At 48.5% G+C, this 16,589-nt stretch carries 18 protein-coding genes and 4 pseudogenes; 8 read left to right on the top strand and 14 right to left on the bottom strand.

From position 1 onward, the window contains the following. Nucleotides 1–20 precede the first annotated feature (20 nt). The 6 genes from B3797_RS15715 to ccmA are packed head-to-tail and all read right to left on the bottom strand — an operon-like array spanning nucleotide 21 to nucleotide 4,764. Nucleotides 21–1,979, bottom strand: a complete 1,959-nt coding sequence (locus B3797_RS15715) for a heme lyase CcmF/NrfE family subunit (RefSeq protein WP_269950017.1) — start codon at nucleotides 1,977–1,979, stop codon at nucleotides 21–23. Further along, nucleotides 1,976–2,461, bottom strand: coding sequence for a cytochrome c maturation protein CcmE (gene ccmE / locus B3797_RS15710; RefSeq protein WP_120452990.1), 486 nt, complete (start codon nucleotides 2,459–2,461; stop codon nucleotides 1,976–1,978). Before ccmE ends, B3797_RS15715 begins: the two co-directional genes overlap by 4 nt. Then, nucleotides 2,458–2,691 carry a heme exporter protein CcmD gene (gene ccmD, locus B3797_RS15705; protein WP_120452988.1) on the bottom strand — a complete coding sequence of 78 codons (234 nt, stop codon included), beginning with the start codon at nucleotides 2,689–2,691 and terminating at the stop codon, nucleotides 2,458–2,460. The genes ccmE and ccmD overlap by 4 nt, the downstream gene beginning before the upstream one ends. Beyond that, nucleotides 2,688–3,428 (bottom strand): heme ABC transporter permease, encoded by a 741-nt coding sequence (locus B3797_RS15700; protein ID WP_126690032.1) that lies wholly within the window; start codon nucleotides 3,426–3,428, stop codon nucleotides 2,688–2,690. Before B3797_RS15700 ends, ccmD begins: the two co-directional genes overlap by 4 nt. 59 nt (nucleotides 3,429–3,487) lie before the next feature. After that, nucleotides 3,488–4,147 (bottom strand): heme exporter protein CcmB, encoded by a 660-nt coding sequence (ccmB, locus tag B3797_RS15695; protein WP_311782701.1) that lies wholly within the window; start codon nucleotides 4,145–4,147, stop codon nucleotides 3,488–3,490. Next, nucleotides 4,147–4,764, bottom strand: a complete 618-nt coding sequence (gene ccmA, locus B3797_RS15690) for a cytochrome c biogenesis heme-transporting ATPase CcmA (protein WP_126690033.1) — start codon at nucleotides 4,762–4,764, stop codon at nucleotides 4,147–4,149. The genes ccmB and ccmA overlap by 1 nt, the downstream gene beginning before the upstream one ends. A gap of 243 nt (nucleotides 4,765–5,007) precedes the next feature. Here ccmA and B3797_RS15685 point away from each other — a divergent pair, with 243 nt between their 5' ends. Continuing rightward, the gene (locus B3797_RS15685) at nucleotides 5,008–5,925 is read left to right on the top strand and encodes a formate/nitrite transporter family protein (protein WP_120452980.1); all 918 of its coding nucleotides are present in this window, start codon (nucleotides 5,008–5,010) and stop codon (nucleotides 5,923–5,925) included. 324 nt (nucleotides 5,926–6,249) lie between these two features. Beyond that, nucleotides 6,250–7,056 carry a hypothetical protein gene (locus B3797_RS15680; protein WP_311791555.1) on the top strand — a complete coding sequence of 269 codons (807 nt, stop codon included), beginning with the start codon at nucleotides 6,250–6,252 and terminating at the stop codon, nucleotides 7,054–7,056. Nucleotides 7,057–7,557: 501 nt separating this feature from the next. Here B3797_RS15680 and B3797_RS15675 read toward each other — a convergent pair. Further along, nucleotides 7,558–7,797 (bottom strand): DNA polymerase V, encoded by a 240-nt coding sequence (locus B3797_RS15675; protein WP_311791554.1) that lies wholly within the window; start codon nucleotides 7,795–7,797, stop codon nucleotides 7,558–7,560. Nucleotides 7,798–8,200: 403 nt separating this feature from the next. Here B3797_RS15675 and B3797_RS15670 point away from each other — a divergent pair, with 403 nt between their 5' ends. After that, nucleotides 8,201–9,232, top strand: coding sequence for an acyltransferase (locus B3797_RS15670; protein WP_311791553.1), 1,032 nt, complete (start codon nucleotides 8,201–8,203; stop codon nucleotides 9,230–9,232). A 71-nt stretch (nucleotides 9,233–9,303) separates the two neighbouring features. On the opposite strand, the pseudogene B3797_RS15665 reads toward B3797_RS15670, so the two are convergent. Both B3797_RS15665 and B3797_RS19640 read right to left on the bottom strand, forming a co-directional pair. Further along, nucleotides 9,304–9,695: pseudogene (locus B3797_RS15665) on the bottom strand (tail fiber assembly protein). A 440-nt stretch (nucleotides 9,696–10,135) separates the two neighbouring features. Beyond that, on the bottom strand, nucleotides 10,136–10,279 hold the full coding sequence (locus B3797_RS19640) for a hypothetical protein (RefSeq protein ID WP_414693098.1): 144 nt from the start codon (nucleotides 10,277–10,279) through the stop codon (nucleotides 10,136–10,138). Nucleotides 10,280–10,934: 655 nt separating this feature from the next. Here B3797_RS19640 and B3797_RS15660 point away from each other — a divergent pair. Together B3797_RS15660 and B3797_RS15655 are read left to right on the top strand one after the other, a co-directional pair. Then, nucleotides 10,935–11,258 carry a hypothetical protein gene (locus tag B3797_RS15660; protein WP_311791552.1) on the top strand — a complete coding sequence of 108 codons (324 nt, stop codon included), beginning with the start codon at nucleotides 10,935–10,937 and terminating at the stop codon, nucleotides 11,256–11,258. A gap of 54 nt (nucleotides 11,259–11,312) precedes the next feature. Continuing rightward, on the top strand, nucleotides 11,313–11,762 hold the full coding sequence (locus B3797_RS15655) for a hypothetical protein (protein ID WP_311791551.1): 450 nt from the start codon (nucleotides 11,313–11,315) through the stop codon (nucleotides 11,760–11,762). Between the two features lie 541 nt (nucleotides 11,763–12,303). Here B3797_RS15655 and B3797_RS15650 read toward each other — a convergent pair. The 3 genes and pseudogenes from B3797_RS15650 to B3797_RS15640 all read right to left on the bottom strand — a co-directional run bounded on the left by B3797_RS15650 (nucleotide 12,304) and on the right by B3797_RS15640 (nucleotide 13,454). After that, a pseudogene (locus B3797_RS15650) lies at nucleotides 12,304–12,665 on the bottom strand (antiterminator Q family protein). Nucleotides 12,666–12,684: 19 nt separating this feature from the next. After that, nucleotides 12,685–13,041 (bottom strand): annotated as a pseudogene (locus tag B3797_RS15645) (DUF968 domain-containing protein); the annotation flags it as partial. 47 nt (nucleotides 13,042–13,088) lie between these two features. Further along, nucleotides 13,089–13,454, bottom strand: coding sequence for a KilA-N domain-containing protein (locus B3797_RS15640; protein ID WP_311791577.1), 366 nt, complete (start codon nucleotides 13,452–13,454; stop codon nucleotides 13,089–13,091). A 458-nt stretch (nucleotides 13,455–13,912) separates the two neighbouring features. Between B3797_RS15640 and B3797_RS15635 the strand changes: the two genes are divergently transcribed. The 3 genes from B3797_RS15635 to B3797_RS15625 all read left to right on the top strand — a co-directional run bounded on the left by B3797_RS15635 (nucleotide 13,913) and on the right by B3797_RS15625 (nucleotide 15,266). After that, nucleotides 13,913–14,272 (top strand): hypothetical protein, encoded by a 360-nt coding sequence (locus tag B3797_RS15635; RefSeq protein ID WP_311791550.1) that lies wholly within the window; start codon nucleotides 13,913–13,915, stop codon nucleotides 14,270–14,272. A gap of 86 nt (nucleotides 14,273–14,358) precedes the next feature. Beyond that, nucleotides 14,359–14,613 carry a hypothetical protein gene (locus B3797_RS15630; RefSeq protein ID WP_311791549.1) on the top strand — a complete coding sequence of 85 codons (255 nt, stop codon included), beginning with the start codon at nucleotides 14,359–14,361 and terminating at the stop codon, nucleotides 14,611–14,613. Further along, on the top strand, nucleotides 14,610–15,266 hold the full coding sequence (locus B3797_RS15625; protein WP_311791548.1) for a hypothetical protein: 657 nt from the start codon (nucleotides 14,610–14,612) through the stop codon (nucleotides 15,264–15,266). The genes B3797_RS15630 and B3797_RS15625 overlap by 4 nt, the downstream gene beginning before the upstream one ends. A 91-nt stretch (nucleotides 15,267–15,357) precedes the next feature. On the opposite strand, the pseudogene B3797_RS15620 reads toward B3797_RS15625, so the two are convergent. Both B3797_RS15620 and B3797_RS19635 read right to left on the bottom strand, forming a co-directional pair. Further along, nucleotides 15,358–16,169: pseudogene (locus B3797_RS15620) on the bottom strand (ParB/RepB/Spo0J family partition protein). A gap of 118 nt (nucleotides 16,170–16,287) precedes the next feature. Then, the gene (locus B3797_RS19635) at nucleotides 16,288–16,464 is read right to left on the bottom strand and encodes a PerC family transcriptional regulator (RefSeq protein WP_414693097.1); all 177 of its coding nucleotides are present in this window, start codon (nucleotides 16,462–16,464) and stop codon (nucleotides 16,288–16,290) included. Nucleotides 16,465–16,589 lie beyond the last annotated feature (125 nt).

The following is a 16,589-nucleotide window of genomic DNA, read 5'->3' as shown; positions in this document are numbered from 1 at the left end:
AATAAAGAGGATTTTTTTGTTCATGCCCGTTCCTCCCGCGCGGCTTTTTTCCGCGAGCGGTAACGCGGATCGAGCAGACAGAGCAAGCCGCCGACCGCCATAAACACGCCGCCGAACCAGATCCAGCGCACAAAGGGTTTGTAGTAGATACGCACCGCCCAGGAGCCGTTATCCAGCTCTTCGCCCAGCGCGGCATACAGATCGCGGGTAAAGCCGCCGTCGATCGCCGCTTCGGTCATCATGGTGCGCGCAGCGGTGTAGAAGCGTTTTTCGGCGTGCAGCACCGCTTCAGGCTTGCCGTTGCGGCTGACGTCGATAATGCCGACGCCGCCGCTGTAGTTCGGGCCCTGCAGGTTATGCACGTCGCGGAACACAAAGTGATAGCTGTGAATATCGACGCTGTCGCCCGCTTTCATGCGCACGTCGCGCTCGACGCTGTACTGCGTGCTGAAGGCGATGCCGATCACCGTCACGCCGACGCCAAGATGGCCCAGCACCATGCCCCAGTGGCTGCGCGACAGATGACGCAGGCCGCGCAACAAGGAGTGACGATGGGTGGCGCGCTCGTGCAGTTCCATCAGCGTCAGCACGATAATCCACACCGACATCAGCAGCCCAACCACCGTCATCGCCTCGATGCGATCCTGCAGCAGCCAGGGGAGCAGAATCGAACAGGCCAGGGTCACTGCCAGCGCCAGCGCCAGCCGACGCCACAGCTTCTGCGGCTCGTCGCGACGCCAGCGCACCAGCGGCCCGATGCCGAGCATCAGCGCGAACGGCGCCATCAGCCAGCTGAACATGGTGTTAAAGAAGGGTTCGCCCACGGAGATGCTGCCGAGGCCGAGCTGCTTGTGTACCAGCGGCAGCAGCGTTCCGAGCAGCACCACCAGCATGGCGGCGATCAGCAGCACGTTGTTGCCGAGCAGAAAAGATTCGCGCGACCAGGTTTCGTTCTGCACCCGACTGCGCACCTGTCCGCCCTTAATGGCGTAGAGCAACAGCGAGCTGCCGATAACGATCACCAGGAAAGCGAGGATAAACATGCCGCGCGCCGGGTCGGAAGCGAAGGAGTGCACCGATACCAGCACGCCGGAGCGCACCAGAAAAGTCCCGAGCAGGCTGAGGGAAAAGGCGGTAATCGCAAGCAGCACTGTCCAGGCCTTAAAGGTGCCGCGTTTTTCCGTGACCGCCAGCGAGTGCATCAGCGCGGTGCCCGCCAGCCACGGCATAAAGGAGGCGTTCTCAACCGGGTCCCAGAACCACCAGCCGCCCCAGCCGAGCTCATAATAGGCCCATGCCGATCCCAGCACGATGCCGATGGTGAGAAACACCCAGGCCGCGGTGGTCCAGGGCCGCGACCAGCGCGCCCAGGCGGTATCCAGCCGTCCCGCCATCAGCGAGGCGATGGCGAAGGCGAAGGCGACCGAGAAGCCGACATAGCCCATATAGAGCAGCGGCGGATGGAAGATCAGGCCGATATCCTGCAGCATCGGGTTGAGATCGCGCCCGTCGATGGGAAAGTCCGGCAGCGTGCGGGTAAAAGGGTTCGAGGTAAGGATAATAAACAGCAGAAAACCGAGATTGATCATCCCCATAACCGCCAGCACGCGCGCCAGCGCATCCTGCGGCATGCCGCGGCTGAAAATTGCTACCGCCAGCGTCCAGGTGCTGAGTAGTAGCACCCACAACAGCAGCGAACCTTCATGCGCGCCCCAGGTCGCGGCGATGCGGTAATAGACCGGCAGCAGCGTATTGGAGTTGGCGGCGACATAGGCGACGGTAAAGTCGTTGACCACAAAGGCGTGTACCAGCACCAGGAAAGCGGCGGCGATGCAAAGAAACAGCCCGCTCGCCAGCGGACGCGCCAGCCCCATCAGGCGGCCATCCTGACGTAGCGCGCCCCACAGCGGATAGACGCTTAACAGCAGCGCGATGCCCATCGCCAGGCAGAGCAGAAAACTTCCAATCTCAGGCATCATGACTGCGTTCTCGCCTGTTCCGCCAGCGCCTGCGGGCTCTTGTGGTTCTTCTTCATCGCATCCTCGATTTCCGGCGGCGTATATTTCTCGTCATGCTTCGCCAGCACCTCTTTGGCGTTGATCAGATTGCCCTCTTCCAGCACGCCCTGGGCGACGACGCCCTGCCCTTCGCGGAACAGGTCCGGCAGGATGCCTTCGAAGCTGACGCTCACCACGCCGTTGGCGTCGTAAAGCTTAAAGGAGACCGCAAGCGTATTTGGGTCGCGCTTCACGCTGCCCGGCATCACCATCCCGCCGACGCGCAGGCGCTGCCCCGCCTCCGGCTTCTGATGATCTTCCCCTTTGCCGTAAAGAATTTCGCTTGGGGTGTAGAACAGGTCGATATTGGAACGCAGCGCATACATAACCAGCGACGTGGCGAGGCCCAGCCCCACCAGTATCGCGATGACAACGTACAGGCGCTGACGACGACGGGTATTCACATTGGATCTCCTGCCGCTTCACCGGCGGCCTGTTTCATTTTCGCCGAACGGATACGGCGCTCCCTGGACTGACGCTGGCGGATCTCGGCCAGCAAGCGGCGACGCTGCAGCAGCGTATGCAGCAGCAGCGCGCCAAGCGAAATAAGGGTGCAGATCACCGCCAGCCAGACGTAAAAGGCGTAGCCGCCCATCGCAAAAAAAGCAGAAAGGGAAGAGAAAGCGGGCGTCATGCTTTACGACCTCCGTTAGCGATCTCCGCAACCCAGGGGCGGTGACGTTCGGTGTAGAGAATGAGATTGCGCAGGCGCATCAGCGTCAGCGTGATGAACAGCAGCAGATAGCCGAGGATTGCCCAGCGCAGCGGCGTGCGCATGCTCGGCGCGATCGCCTGCTGCAGAATGCCCGACGATCCCTGATGCAGGGTATTCCACCACTGCACAGAGAAGTGAATAATCGGCAGATTGATGACGCCGACCAGAATCAGAATGCCCGCCGCGCGTCCCGCTGTGCGGCGATCGTCAAACGACTGATAGAGCGCCATCACGCCCATATAGAGGAAGAGCAGCACCAGCTCCGACGTAAGACGCGCGTCCCAAATCCACCAGGTGCCCCACATCGGCTTGCCCCAGGCGGAACCGGTGATAAGCGCGATAAAGGTAAAGACCGCGCCGACCGGCGCCATGGCGGTCGACACCAGGTCGGCCATCTTCATCTGCCACACCAGCCCGGTAAAGGCGGCGACCGCCATCGCTGCATAAACGCCCATCGACCACATCGCCGCCGGAACGTGAATATACATAATGCGGAAGCTATCGCCCTGCTGGTAATCAGCCGGCGCGAAACCGAAGCCCCACACCCAGCCGAGCAGCAGCGTCGCCGCGCTCGCCACGGCAAACCAGGGAATTAAACGCCCGCAGAGTTGATAAAGCCGCTCCGGCCTCGCCAGCTGATGTAACCATTTCCACATGTTGCATTGCTCACAGGTTAAAAAATTAGCATTCCCGACATGTCTGACGCATGTGCGGTTCAGTGCAGCGCGATACGCAGCGCGGCGGCGGTGGCGAACGGCGCCAGCGTCGCGCTGGCTGCCAGCATTGCGCCGAGGATCGCCAGATAACCGCCGATCGGCAAGCCCTGCCCCGCCGCGTCGATCGCCGCGCTGGCAAAAATCAGCACCGGCACCGCCAGCGGCAGAACCAGCAGGCTCAGCAGCACGCCGCCGCGCCGCAGCCCTACCGTCAGCGCGACGCCTATCGCGCCGAGAAAGCTGAAGGTCGGCGTGCCGAGCAAGAGCGTCAGCGCCATCGCCAGCCAGCTGTTGAAATCGAGCGACAGCAGCAGCGCCGCCAGCGGCGACAGCAGGATCAACGGCAGCCCCGTCACCAGCCAGTGGGCGATCACTTTACCCAACACGGTGACCGGCAGCGGCGCTGGCAGCAGCAACAGCTGCTCCAGCGAGCCGTCGAGAAAATCATCGCGAAACAGCCGCTCCAGCGCCAGCAGCGATGAGAGCAAGGCGGCGACCCAGACCACGCCCGGCGCAATGCGCGCCAGCTGCTGCGGCTCCGGCCCGATACCGAGCGGAAACAGCGTTATCACAATCAGAAAGAACCAGAGCGGGTTAACCACCTCTGCGCCGCTGCGAAAGGCGATGCGCAACTCGCGCTGAATAACGCGCAGGGTCATCAGATTAGCTCCGCGCCAGTAAGCCGTATTTTACGCACCCGCGCATGGCTTTTTGGCAGATCCTGATGCGTGGTGAGAATAACCGCTCCGCCCTTATCGGCATGTTGCGTAAAACGCCTCATTAATTTTTCCACACCCTCTTTATCTATCGCCGTCAGCGGCTCATCCAGAATCCAGAGCGCGGCGTCGCTGAGCCAGAGCCGGGCCAGCGCCACGCGCCGCTGCTGTCCCGCCGAAAGCTGCGCCACCGGCACCTCTTCGTAGCCCAGCAGATCGACGCACTCAAGCGCGTCGAATATCTGCGATTCGGCGCGGTCCGGATGATAAAAGCGCAGATTTTCCAGCGGCGATAGTACCGCTTTTACGCCCGGCTGATGACCAAGAAAAAGCAGGCTTTGATGCCACTGTTCGCGCTGTTGGCGTACAGGCTGGTTTTGCCAGCGCACTTCGCCCTCCTCCGGCCGACTCAGCCCGGCCAGCAGGCGCAGCAGCGAGGTTTTTCCCGCGCCGTTCGGCCCTTCGACCTGCACGATATCGCCTGCCGCCACTTCGAACGACAAACCCTGAAACAGGATGCGTTCGTCGCGAACGCAAGATAGATTAATGACTTCGAACATGCAGGAGGTGTCGCGCCTGGTAAAAAGAGGCCAGGATAATAGCACAAGGTTGTTATGGTCCGAAGCCCATGCCGTGCGGCGCGGCGCGCCAGGCTTGATGGTTATGCCTCTTCCGCAGCGAATATGCCCAATAAATAGCCAGCGTTAAAACTTTGTAACGCTTCATCGGAAAGCCAGTTACATTTCGCCCCCGCCAAAACAGACTACGCTTATTGCGCGCAGCAATAATAACAAGGAGTAAACATGAAACCTTCCCCATCTGTTCACCAGGATGAAAACGATGTCGATAGCGAAGAGAAAGAACAAGGCACTGAAATCGAGGTAAATGAAGACGCCCTGCCCTCGCGCGCGGCGGCGATACATGAAGAGATCCGCCAGGATGGCGAAAAGGAGCTGGAGCGTGACGGCATGGCGCTGCTCTGGTCAGCGATTGCGGCTGGCCTGTCGATGGGCGCCTCGCTGATGGCGAAAGGGATTTTCCACGTGCATCTCGACGGCCTGCCCGGCGCTTTTCTGCTGGAAAACCTCGGCTACACCTTTGGCTTCGTCATTGTCATTATGGCGCGCCAGCAGCTCTTTACCGAAAACACGGTGACGGCGGTATTGCCGGTGATGCACAAACCGACGCTGGGCAATATCGGCCTGCTGCTGCGGCTGTGGGCGCTGGTGCTGCTGGGCAACCTGATCGGCACCGCGCTCGCCTCGCTCGCCTTTGCGGAGATGCCGATTTTTGACGACGCCACGCGCCACGCGTTTAGCACCATCAGCCTGAAGGTGATGGAAAATACGCCCGGCGAGATGTTTGCCAATGCGGTGATCTCCGGCTGGATAATCGCCACAATGGTCTGGATGATGCCGCAGGCGGGCGCCACCAAGCTTATCGTGATCGTAATGATGACCTGGCTGGTGGGGCTGGGCGATCTGGCGCATATCGTGGTGGGTTCGGTGGAGGTCCTTTATCTGGTCTTTACCGGACAGGTTAGCTGGCAGGCGTTTATCTGGCCATTCGCGCTGCCGACGCTGCTCGGCAACCTTACCGGCGGCACGCTGATTTTCGCGCTGATTAGCCATGCGCAAATCCGTAACGATATGAGCGAGGCGGCGAAAGAAGAAGCAAAGTCGAAGCAGCGTGAAGCGAAGCAGCAGGAAGAGCAGCGCTAAGCTGTTGAGGAAATGAGCAAACGCGCCGCAGTTGGGTTATTCTTGCGGCGCTTTTACGCTATACTGCGCGCCGCCGTCCCCTTAGTTAAATGGATATATAGTTAAAGCAATCTATTAAATTGTTTTCTATATAAAAATACCAGAAACAATCTCAATATATGTACATATTTATGTACACAGGGAAATGGTTGGCTCTTCAGGTTCTTGAAAAATTTATATTGAGTTATAGACGCCATGTTCTATCTCAGACATATTAATACTCTTTTAAAATCAATGTTATTTATCAAAGGCTTTTTTAAAGTTAGCTTTTAAAAAGGAAATTTCATGGCGAAAAAACAGCATAAAGCCAATCTTGGAGTTTGCAAACTGACTGGTTTAAAAGGTGCTTTCGTTGATTCCCATATACTCCCTCGGGCTTTAACATTACTTAGCAAGACGGGTGAGAGAGCTATAGAAAAGCGCTTAGAAGGGCCTATTAAGAAAAGGTTTCAAGGCTGGTATGACAATCAGCTTGTTATTGATGAAGGTGAAAAAATACTCCGTGATATTGATGACAAAGCTATAAAGGCTCTGCGAAAGAATCATTTGGTTTGGAGCGGATGGCCTACTTATCAAGATCGTCTTGCTGAAAATCAAATGTACATTCCTATTAATGACGAAGGATTTGGAGTAAGAATATTAAAAAACATTGACAGTTCAGCTTTGAAGCTTTTCTTTCTAAGTATCGTTTGGCGTGCAGCTGCATCGACAAGGGATGACATGAGTGATGTGATTTTGCATCATGATTTAGTTGAAAGACTGAGATTGGCTGTTGCTTCTAAGAACCTGCTAAACTCAGAAGAATTTCCTGTGAGATTGCATCAAATAGGTAATAGAGGTGTGCCGCATAATAGAACACCTATAATTGAAATACAAAATTTCGATCTTTCTCCGTATGCCCCGCGAGAATATTTATTCTGTAGAATATATTTAGATGGGTTAATAGCTCATGTAGCGCTTGATGGTGATAATCATTATTCTGAAAAATTAGGAAAATTTCTTTTAGGTGCAGATAAGGAATTGGGAGTTTTCGTGAATTCGTTCGAAAAATCGAGAACCTTTTCGAACCTTAAAAAGGTTGCCAAATATTAGGCCACTGACCAGCACTGTCATGGGCTATCAGGGGTCGGAGGTTCAAATCCTCTCGTGCCGACCAAAATTCCCAAATAAAGCAGCCTGTTAAGACTGCTTTTTTTATGCCTGGATTTTACGATGGCAAAACTATGGCGAAATGGTGGCAAAACCAGTCAGAGAATGTGCTTCTATGCCATGGCTAAACTGGCCCATTATCACGCCAGACGCTCATAATTTCGTAAGTCACTTTACCGAGTGTAACGACCCCGTCGAGCGCATCCCCCGCGATTTTTTGTCCGTCGTCTGTAATGAGACAACGGTCTCCCGTCCGAGCTATCAGGGACACTCCGTCATAAACAAGCGCCACTTTGTCCTCCCGTTTAACCCATGCCGCGCGATCAACAGCAAGCATCCTCTCATCGCGTTCAATGAACAAAGTAGACAAAGGGTTGTGCACGACGAGATCGTTTACAGTCAATCTGCGCTGGATATAGTCCTCAGCTGGAAAAGGGAATCCCATCAGATGCCCCCGCTCTTGTTGAACACTTCAAAGGTACGCTTCTCCCCTTCTTGCGTTGAAACGTAGCGGAAAGTGCATGTGTAAATCTCAACCCATCGATTGGCTTCTTTCAGCGAGAAATGCCAGTTAAGCTTCGCCAGTTCCTGGACAAAATCGACAGTCGTGACTGTACGGCGGCCTCTCGCGTCTTGCTTTATTGCATTTCTGAACGCTACTTCTTTTTCGTAATCGCGCGGCATAATAGTTCCCCCCAAGATAACTGTATATAAATACAGATCTATCAAGCGAAGTTTTTGGCAAGCTGCTGCGTTTTAAGTTCTTGTAAAGAGCATGATGGGAAAGGGATTTTTTGGGAAGGTGTCGGCGTGAATGACTAAACTGTAATCACTCACTCCGTAGCCTGCTGAGACAGACGCGGCATGTAGCTGCCCCGTCGCCGGAGTTTTTGTAAATCTTTTCAGGCGCTCTGCTTGTGAAGCGTCTAATCTAAATGTTAAAACTTAACGAAATATTATCATTTTGATGCAATTTAACTTACATTAACAACCATTATGGTTATCATGCTTTCGGTTCAATTTCTGATTGTGTCGATTGTGCTGGCCCTTTTCGCCCAATTAATTTATTTTGTCAGGGGTGAGTTAAATGTTGCTATCAGAGGCACTTAAAAAAGATAAAAATAATTTAGACATCATAAGGATAATATGTGCGTCAGTTGTTATTTATGGGCACTCTTTTGTTATCGTGCCTACGGCCAAAGGAAGTGATTATTTTTCTTCATTTTTACCCTTTGACTATTCTGGCTCTTTCGCTGTTAAGATTTTCTTTTTTATAAGCGGGCTTGTGGTAACAAACTCCTTGCTGCTAAATAAAAACACGTCTCATTTCATTGCTTCAAGAGTGTTTAGAATCATTCCAGCCCTTGTTTTTTTCTGCATGATAACATGCTTTTTCATCCTCCCTTGCTTCTTTGACGGTAGCATCAGTGAATATTTTTATTCAAGCAGGCCATACAAATACCTAATTAACAACTCGCTTATGATTACAGACTATAGAATAAATGGCGTTTTTGGCTATGAAGATAACAACTCGTCAGTTATAAATGGTTCGATTTGGACAATACCATATGAAATGTTATCTTACTCTATTCTTCTTGCTGCCTTCTCTGTAAAGTTTCTGGACAAAAAGACATCTGTCTTGATTGCATTTTTCTTTATATGCATCATAAGCCTATTTCAAACTGATGGTTTTCTTGTGTTTAATGAGCGCGGTATGGAGAGGGGGATGCTTGCATACTGTTTCTCTTGCGGAGTATTGTTCTCAGCATTTAAGGAAAAAATAAGAATAAATGCAACATTATTTGCTTTATCTATAGTGGCTTTATGTTATTCTTCTAAATTCGTTCTTTATCCTTTCATTTTCTATATTTCATCTTTTTACATTTTACTATGTATCGCATCATTCAAACCATTACTTAACTTAAAACCTAAGCATGACATATCTTATGGTATCTATCTATGGGGTTGGACTACTCAACAGGTTATATCTAGAGTTGCACCTAGTTTGGGGCTGTACGAGCACACAATTATTTCAATAGCTGCGTCAATGCTGCTAGGTATTTTTTCTTGGGTTATAATTGAAAAGAGATTTATAAATATTGGAAGATCGCTATTTTAAAATTATTGCTAAATGGCAAAAATTTAGATGAACACGTTTAAATTAATGGGCTGGAAGGCCAGCCCTTAATATTATGGCTTGTCTAGCCATGAAATACTCGGAGTTTTAGTTGTGTTAACTGATTGTACGGACTGATAATACTTCATCCACGCTGTAAGAGATGCCTTATCATCATCAGTAATGATGCCCAGCAAAAGCTGAGTTTGCCATGGTCGGCAGAAACTATCTGCTTCTGTCGATTTGCTTCTGCTATGTCACGCTCTTTTTTCGCGTCTCCATCTGTTTCCCACTTCGTCCCATCCCATTTGTCGTAAACAGTTGCGGGCTTTATTGGCGTGAATCCATCTGGATAATCGCCAATTTTGCTAACTAAAACTGAAGACTGGTCATCGGTTGAATAAACCGTTTCTCCTCTATGGTCTTCCTCCTGCACCCAGTCACCATCCTTAAAAGTCGCAACCATTCCTGTGGTCACTTCTGGCGGGGGCGTCATTGTTGTATTAGCGGGAATTCCAGAGCCAATCAGCGTCCAGAAGTTAAACTCACCCAGAAACTCTGAAGTTTCTCCGCTATACGAATAGCAGTGCGCAAATCCGGTCTCGGTTGCGTTCCCGTCTTCGCCAAAAGTAGCATGTGGCTCTTTCATCAGATGCCCGTCACGATGTAGTTAAATGCAATGTTGACTGGTCGGTTTTCGCTGGCTGTAGGAACAGATTTGCTTGCGTCCAGGTAAATCCCGGTAAATTGCGAAGGGGTAGAAGTGCCAAACCCTGTCAGTGGCTGAATTGTTGTAACTCCAAATGCAGTTAAGGCCCCCTGGAATCCCGTGGTCTGTAAATAGGTCAGTCCAGGTCTCGCTGTAGGTGTAGCCGCACCTGTAATGTTCCTGATTGCGTCTCCCTTTTAAGCCAGCAGCGCACGCCCGGCGTCCACAGACCCGTCATTTGCCCAGCCACGAATAAACTGGCTGCGAAGGTCTGGAAGTTTTGAGCCATACAGCGCATATAGTTTTGGATACTGAGCAGCAGTAATCGACTGGCCAGACATAGTTAACTACTCTGCCCGTCGGCACAGGGAAATTTTCATGTCTCAAGTAATCTCAAAAGCGGTAACTTTTGATTTTGCACTCTCCACAATATGAAAGGCTCTTCGTGTGTGCAGTACGGTGCATACGCCAATAAAGCTGGTGGCACGTAGCGGTAAGCGCCATTGGTCTTGTGTGGAAGAAAAGTCTGCTAAGGCGCAGCATTTTATAGATAAATAGCTGTGCGAAGAACACTCTTTATCAGAATACACATCATTTTGCGGACCGCGTTAATGCTTTTTTAAACTTTTCCTATATCGTTAGCTCTTCTAACCACTTCTAACAGAAAGATAGCACTCATAACAACTTGTCTGACTGATTAAACGTAAATTTTATCCTAAGTGGCACTTTGAAGAATTCCAAATGATTAAGACAAGCTGTCATAAATCTTTTCACTACAAGCTTGGTAGTTTATCCAGCTGCTCATCCAACCTTCAGGAGATTCTCGAATCTATTCTTTTAGAGGATGGAACTGCGCCAAAAGTTGGGATGCGTAGAGAGCTGATAAGCCCTTCAGACAGTGAGAGTGGATATCTTTTAATTAACCGAAGTAACACGTTTCAAACAATTTTGTTCGGCTAGTTCATTTTGTTTGAACAGGGCAAAAACCAGGCTCTGATGACAATTAGTGATGACGTTGCGCTCTACAACATAAACGCAATCACATCTGAAAAAATCAAGCTTGATGGTGAGGAAAACTCAGCTGCTGAAGACAAAGAGAAGGTTAAGCGAGAATTTATTGATTTTATTTTGTACTTCGGCGCTCTTCGTAATCATATAGTTATTGTCAATTCTAGTTCTCTTCGAGCCAGAGATCTGGAAACATACTTAGGTTGGCTAATCCACAGTTACAGTAGCTCTTTTAGTGAAACCAGTACTCTTATGTTGCGAGGCAAACCCTCAGCAGAGGTTATTGTAAAAATGGACTCCACACCTGTTTAAAAAATTGCATTAGGCAGCGTACCGGTTAAATCGAAAAATGATGCTGGCGAAGTAGTGATGAAGAGTTCGCCTAACCTTCTTGAAAAAATAGAAACTGCTAGCTCGGTTGAGAAAGTAATAAAAGTCCGTTTTATGCCAACAGGTAAAGGCGGAAGTATTCTAAAAGCGGCTTTTGGAGAAGATTGGTTTGATAATTTACGTTTCGAAGATTCCCTAGATGAATCAAACTTGCAAGTAAATCTTGAAATTACATACCTGAGAAAAACAACATCTGATGGGCAGCGCGTAATGGATACGCTTGCCTCAAGCTTAAGGCACACGGATAGCGATGATATTGAGATACAATTGCAAGGCGGTGGAATAATTAAAGTTAGTGACTTAAAGCTCTCAGGAAGCATAAGCGTCCAATACAACAATGAACTTATTGACGAAAACCATTTATATTTACAGATACATAAATGGCTTTTCTCTAGGACTAGCTCAGGTGAAATTGAAAGCAAGTAAGTTCAACGGAGGCTAGAATGAGCTTTAAGAAATTCTTAAGTCTTTTTATATTAGCCTTCGCTATTGTTTTTATATTCTACTCTATTTAACTTAAGATCAATATTCTTAAAAATCCGACTCCGTGGATATTGATTGGCCTAATGATTTTTCCTGCTGGTTATTGTATTCAGGCTTTATTTAAGCTACCAGATAGCAACGAACATCCTTCCTTGAGAAGCAGTGAACTACGCAGGTTAAAGCCAATATTTGCCATGAAATCACGACATTTGGTTGCGTTATTCGCTTACTACCTCTTATGCTCGCTTGTTATCGCATTAGGCTTTTATGCAATTCCGAATAACCACAAATATTATAATTACTTCGTTTCACTTTCAGGCGGAATGATTTTTTCTTGCCTGGCCTCTTTCATGTCTATAAAATCCATAATGGATGAAATACAATCTTTCAAAAGCTTCCTCATACACCGTTCTGAAAGTAATGAAATTCGTAAAGAGATTATGGAAAGTGCAAAAAAGAGGCGGACTAGCTGCCTTATTCGAAACTATTCGATATCAAGCTTAATATCGAGCCAAGAAAGACATCCTTCAACAAACCCTTCAGCCATCTGTATCTTGGTGCGAACTATTTTGCATCGCATCTTAATTGCTTAGCTACTTTACGTTTAGGGATTTTAAAAAGATAATAAAGCACAATTAACTTGTGCTCATCTGGTCTTTTTTCCTTAAGCCTTCAAAGACAAGAATCGATAATTAGCCCATCATCATCATTACAAGAAAGTTCCATTTTCGACTTTTGCGGCAATAAGCCTCTAAAACCTGCTGCGATCGGAGAATAGTCAACGCCACTAATTTCTGACCGCGCCCAGTCAGCCCAACTATCCAAAACATCTGGTATGTCACGAATTTAATTATCTCCACACCTTTTATTTTTTATCTGCCCCGATTACGCCAACTGCAATTGCGTGATCGAGAAATCTGAACAGCATTTCAATCTGGCTGCCGTATTTGCTTTCAAACTTCCTCATGTCCCGGTGCAACTCATCGTTATGCGCTCTGCAAAGCGATATCACAAATAAGTCATGCGCCTTTGTTCCCATCCTTCCCTGTTCGTGTCCAATGATGTGGTGCGGGTCGTCTGCCTGCTTACCGCAGCACGTGCACTTTTGCGACTTTACCCAGCGGGTATATTTTTCACTCTCCCAGCGCTTACGCTTTGGACGAAGCATAAATGATTCTGGCGACTCCGGGTCTGCTACCAGACTGATAACCTTTTTGACGACCTCTCTGACCTCTTGCAACACCTCGCGACCCGGACGTGCTGGCGCAATTAAGCGCCCAGCTTTGATGAATTGGAGAGATTTAGTGTTATAGCTGCCGACTCTAGCAGGACAATACCAGCCTGAATGCGATCGGAGAAAGCCGGTCCGCCATGTGGTGACTGGCTGGCTATAGAGTCGAAGGTGCGGATTTCCTTGAGGTGAAACGCCGCGCTAATCCACATAGCGTATGCGTATATCAGTTCTTTGCAGACATCGGTGCCGGGATTAATGCCACCGCGTTGAACATCAACAGGGGCAAACGCCATTTCTGGCGTTAGCTCAGAAAGTAGGCTGTTGAAGGATTCGGTTCGGGTCCAGCGGTTCGGGCTATGGCGATCCTCAGCTCCAGCTGCCGATGAAAATCGTTCAGGCAGTAACGTCCATCTTGGTCACGACGCACGGAAACCAGATCAATCACTAAAAGTTGATTCATTCTTTCTCACCACACCATTTTATTTATCCGGTCCCTCATCTGCAAATGAACGGGAGCAACCTTTGCGGCGATAGGGCTGTTCCCTTGGGCCGCTCACGAACTATAACCTGTGGGTTTGATCTTGAATATAGCTGAGAATGTGGCTAGACATCTGTTAACAATCATTCATTTTAAGCTATTAATACAATTTTTTTAGAGCTAAACTTCAAGAAAATAGAGATTTTCAGAGTAAAAAACCAATGGTATGTTCATACATATTTATGAATTAAGTTATTCACTTAATATTTTTTTTAGTATAAATTATATAGCACTTTGTCCATGCAAGAAATGTCAGCCAAAAATTGCAACACTATTTGCTTGTAGATAAACAAAATAATTCGCTCCAACCTCATGTATTAAATGAAATTATCTTTAAAGCGCATAGGTACATATATGTTTAGAACCTTATCATTGTCGGCATCAGTTCTCTCTTTATGCTTGGTTGCGGCTACAGTTCATGCAAATGATGCTAATGTTTGCCGGACTAAATCGCTGCTACAATCTAACAAAGAATCATCTCTTTCGAACGAAACTTCATTTACCTGCGGTAGTGGATTAACCGGCACCATTCCGAGCTTATCTAAAGCAGGCTGGAAAATTACTAGTGTTATGGAACAATCGGACTTAACAGCCTTATATTCCCTGAAAGCTGGTCATATTCCACAAAATACCGATGATTTGACTAAAACCTTTTGGTTAATTGTCATTCAAAAGGATTAACTGAAAATTCGAAGCTGCATGAAAGATAAAAGCCACGCAGTAAAGGCATAAGATATAGAAGCCCATATTACTACCGGAGCCTAAACATGCTTTTCATTGGTTGCACAATGCTCACAATTTTCTACTTATTACGCAGAAGTGTAAAAAGTATTATTGCAAATTACGATCAAGAAGAAGTTATTTCTTATGCTTTAAATTACCCACCTGAAGCTGGAAAGCCTCATTATATAACAGCGACATCTAGCAAACGCATCAACATTTACTCATTCTTTGCAGTTACAATTGGATATTTAATGCTTGTTATTGGAGCTTTCTTCTTTGGCGGAGGCCTTATTCTGTGAACCAATACGGAATCAATGCGAATATTAATGATAATCTTTATGATGAAAAACCATCTAACTATAGCGCACTCAGTGATGCTCTAGATAAGCTTATCTCACTACGCAACAAAAACAAACTAAACCGGCTGAAGCGGCTTGATATCCCTAATTGGATTAACAAGAGCAACCCTGAGGCACAGGATTTTTGGTCTGGTGTACAACTAAGCGTAGCCAATAATAGCTCATCGCTCTCACTACTGGGTCTTGCAGGTCCGGCAGGAATATTTATACTTTACCTGCTAATCGGTATAATCCCTGTTTGTATTCCGACCATTTATGGCTTCATTCATGACAAGTTTGGTTTTACCAATATGTATCAGCCTGATTGGGTCACAGTTATGCCAGCTATTGGATTGTTTATTATGATAACTGGCACACCAATTGCGATCGTAAAGTATTTTAGCCGCACACGCGATCATCAAAAGGCTGATTATTTAAATAAATATTTAGAATGGGGGTCCAATAAAGGTTATGTTGACCAAGACAAACTAATAGTAACCTTGCAAACGTCACCTCCATGCAAACAAACTACTTTTGAATTTTTAACGAATTTGCCAAGTCAAAAGTTTAAGATTGATAATTTCCTTCGGAAAGCACAACTAATTACAAAATAATACATAACTAGCAGTTTAGATTTTAATCTAGCATAAGGTGTTGCTTAGAAACACCTTATACTTTTAACACGCCTCCTTTAAAAGCTAGATGTTATCTTCCTAAAATAAAGTCTTCGTAGACATTTATAATCCCCATAACATCTAAAGATATCGAAATCTCCAGTAAGATGCAGTTTTTACCTCCTATAAGGTCCACTTTCTGGTTTATCAATATATCGAGCAACCTTATTGCTTTTATTGAATTAAATTTGGGAATTACTTCTGCACGAGTGAGCTTTTTCTTGCCAAAAATTTTTACTTTCTCCAACTGCTGCTGTGCTACTTTCGACGCCTGCACACCTTGCTCACGGGCCAGTGCAACTGCAGTGGTTGCCGCTACTTCGTCGGTCTTAACCATCTCAATCAGGCCGTCACCCACGGTCAGCAGCGCAAGATGGTGATTTACGTCTGCAACTGAGCGCTTCACCTTCTTCGCAATCTCTGCTGGCTCCCAGCCCTGATTGACAAGACGCTGATACGCAGCGGCGCGTTCCAGCGGTTCCAGCGCGCGGCCTTGGCTGCTTGTGACAATGAAGGCGATGCGGTCTGCTTCGCTGCCAACGAAGCCTTTGCACTCCAGGCGAATGTCGTACCAGCCTCTTTAGCCAGCTTCGCACCGTGATAACGGTGATGACCGTCGATGATCTTAATGCTCTGCTCAGTGACCTGCACAGCGAGCGGAGGCACATGCTCACCAGCGATAAAGGCGTCGCGGAATTCTTCGACGTGGGTCTGGTCGATTTCTCGTATGTTGTAACCACTTTCGACATACAGCTCTTCGACGTCCAGAAGGTAGGTTTTGCGGGTTGTGATGTTGGTTTCTGTCTTCGCTTTGTTGTCGTAAATTCTTGCTAAGTTAGTCATTTGGCTGCCAGCTCCCAAGCCAGGGTAACGATCAGCGCGGCGATCATCAGGGCCGCAGTGCGAGTGCTTTGATAAAAAATTACGTTGCACTCAAAGTGGCGCAGTAAATGGGCTTTCATTAGATGCCACCCCACGCGTCTGCGCTCGGCTTCGGCCTTGAGACTTTGGCCTTTTGCATGCACATATGCCGGCGGACTACAGCCTGGTCACGTAAGCGAGACTTAGCCGTGGCATCCATCGCGTTTAGCCAGACGGTTGCCACGCGGCTCCAGCAGTTGCGATCCTGAAGAGACATAGCCAGTTTGCTCAGGCGCGCGTATTCAGCCTCAACAGCCGTAGCCTCTTCAACCAGTTAATAGCGAAATTTCATGTCAAGGTAGACTTCACCCATCGTCAACCGCGTTTTCCCCGCTTCGCGTA

It is taken from the genome of Pantoea sp. UBA5923, from assembly GCF_002431095.1.
GTDB classification, from domain to species: domain Bacteria; phylum Pseudomonadota; class Gammaproteobacteria; order Enterobacterales; family Enterobacteriaceae; genus Pantoea; species Pantoea piersonii.
Note: the sequence above shows the minus strand (reverse complement) of the source record. Positions and strands in the feature narration are given on the sequence as shown.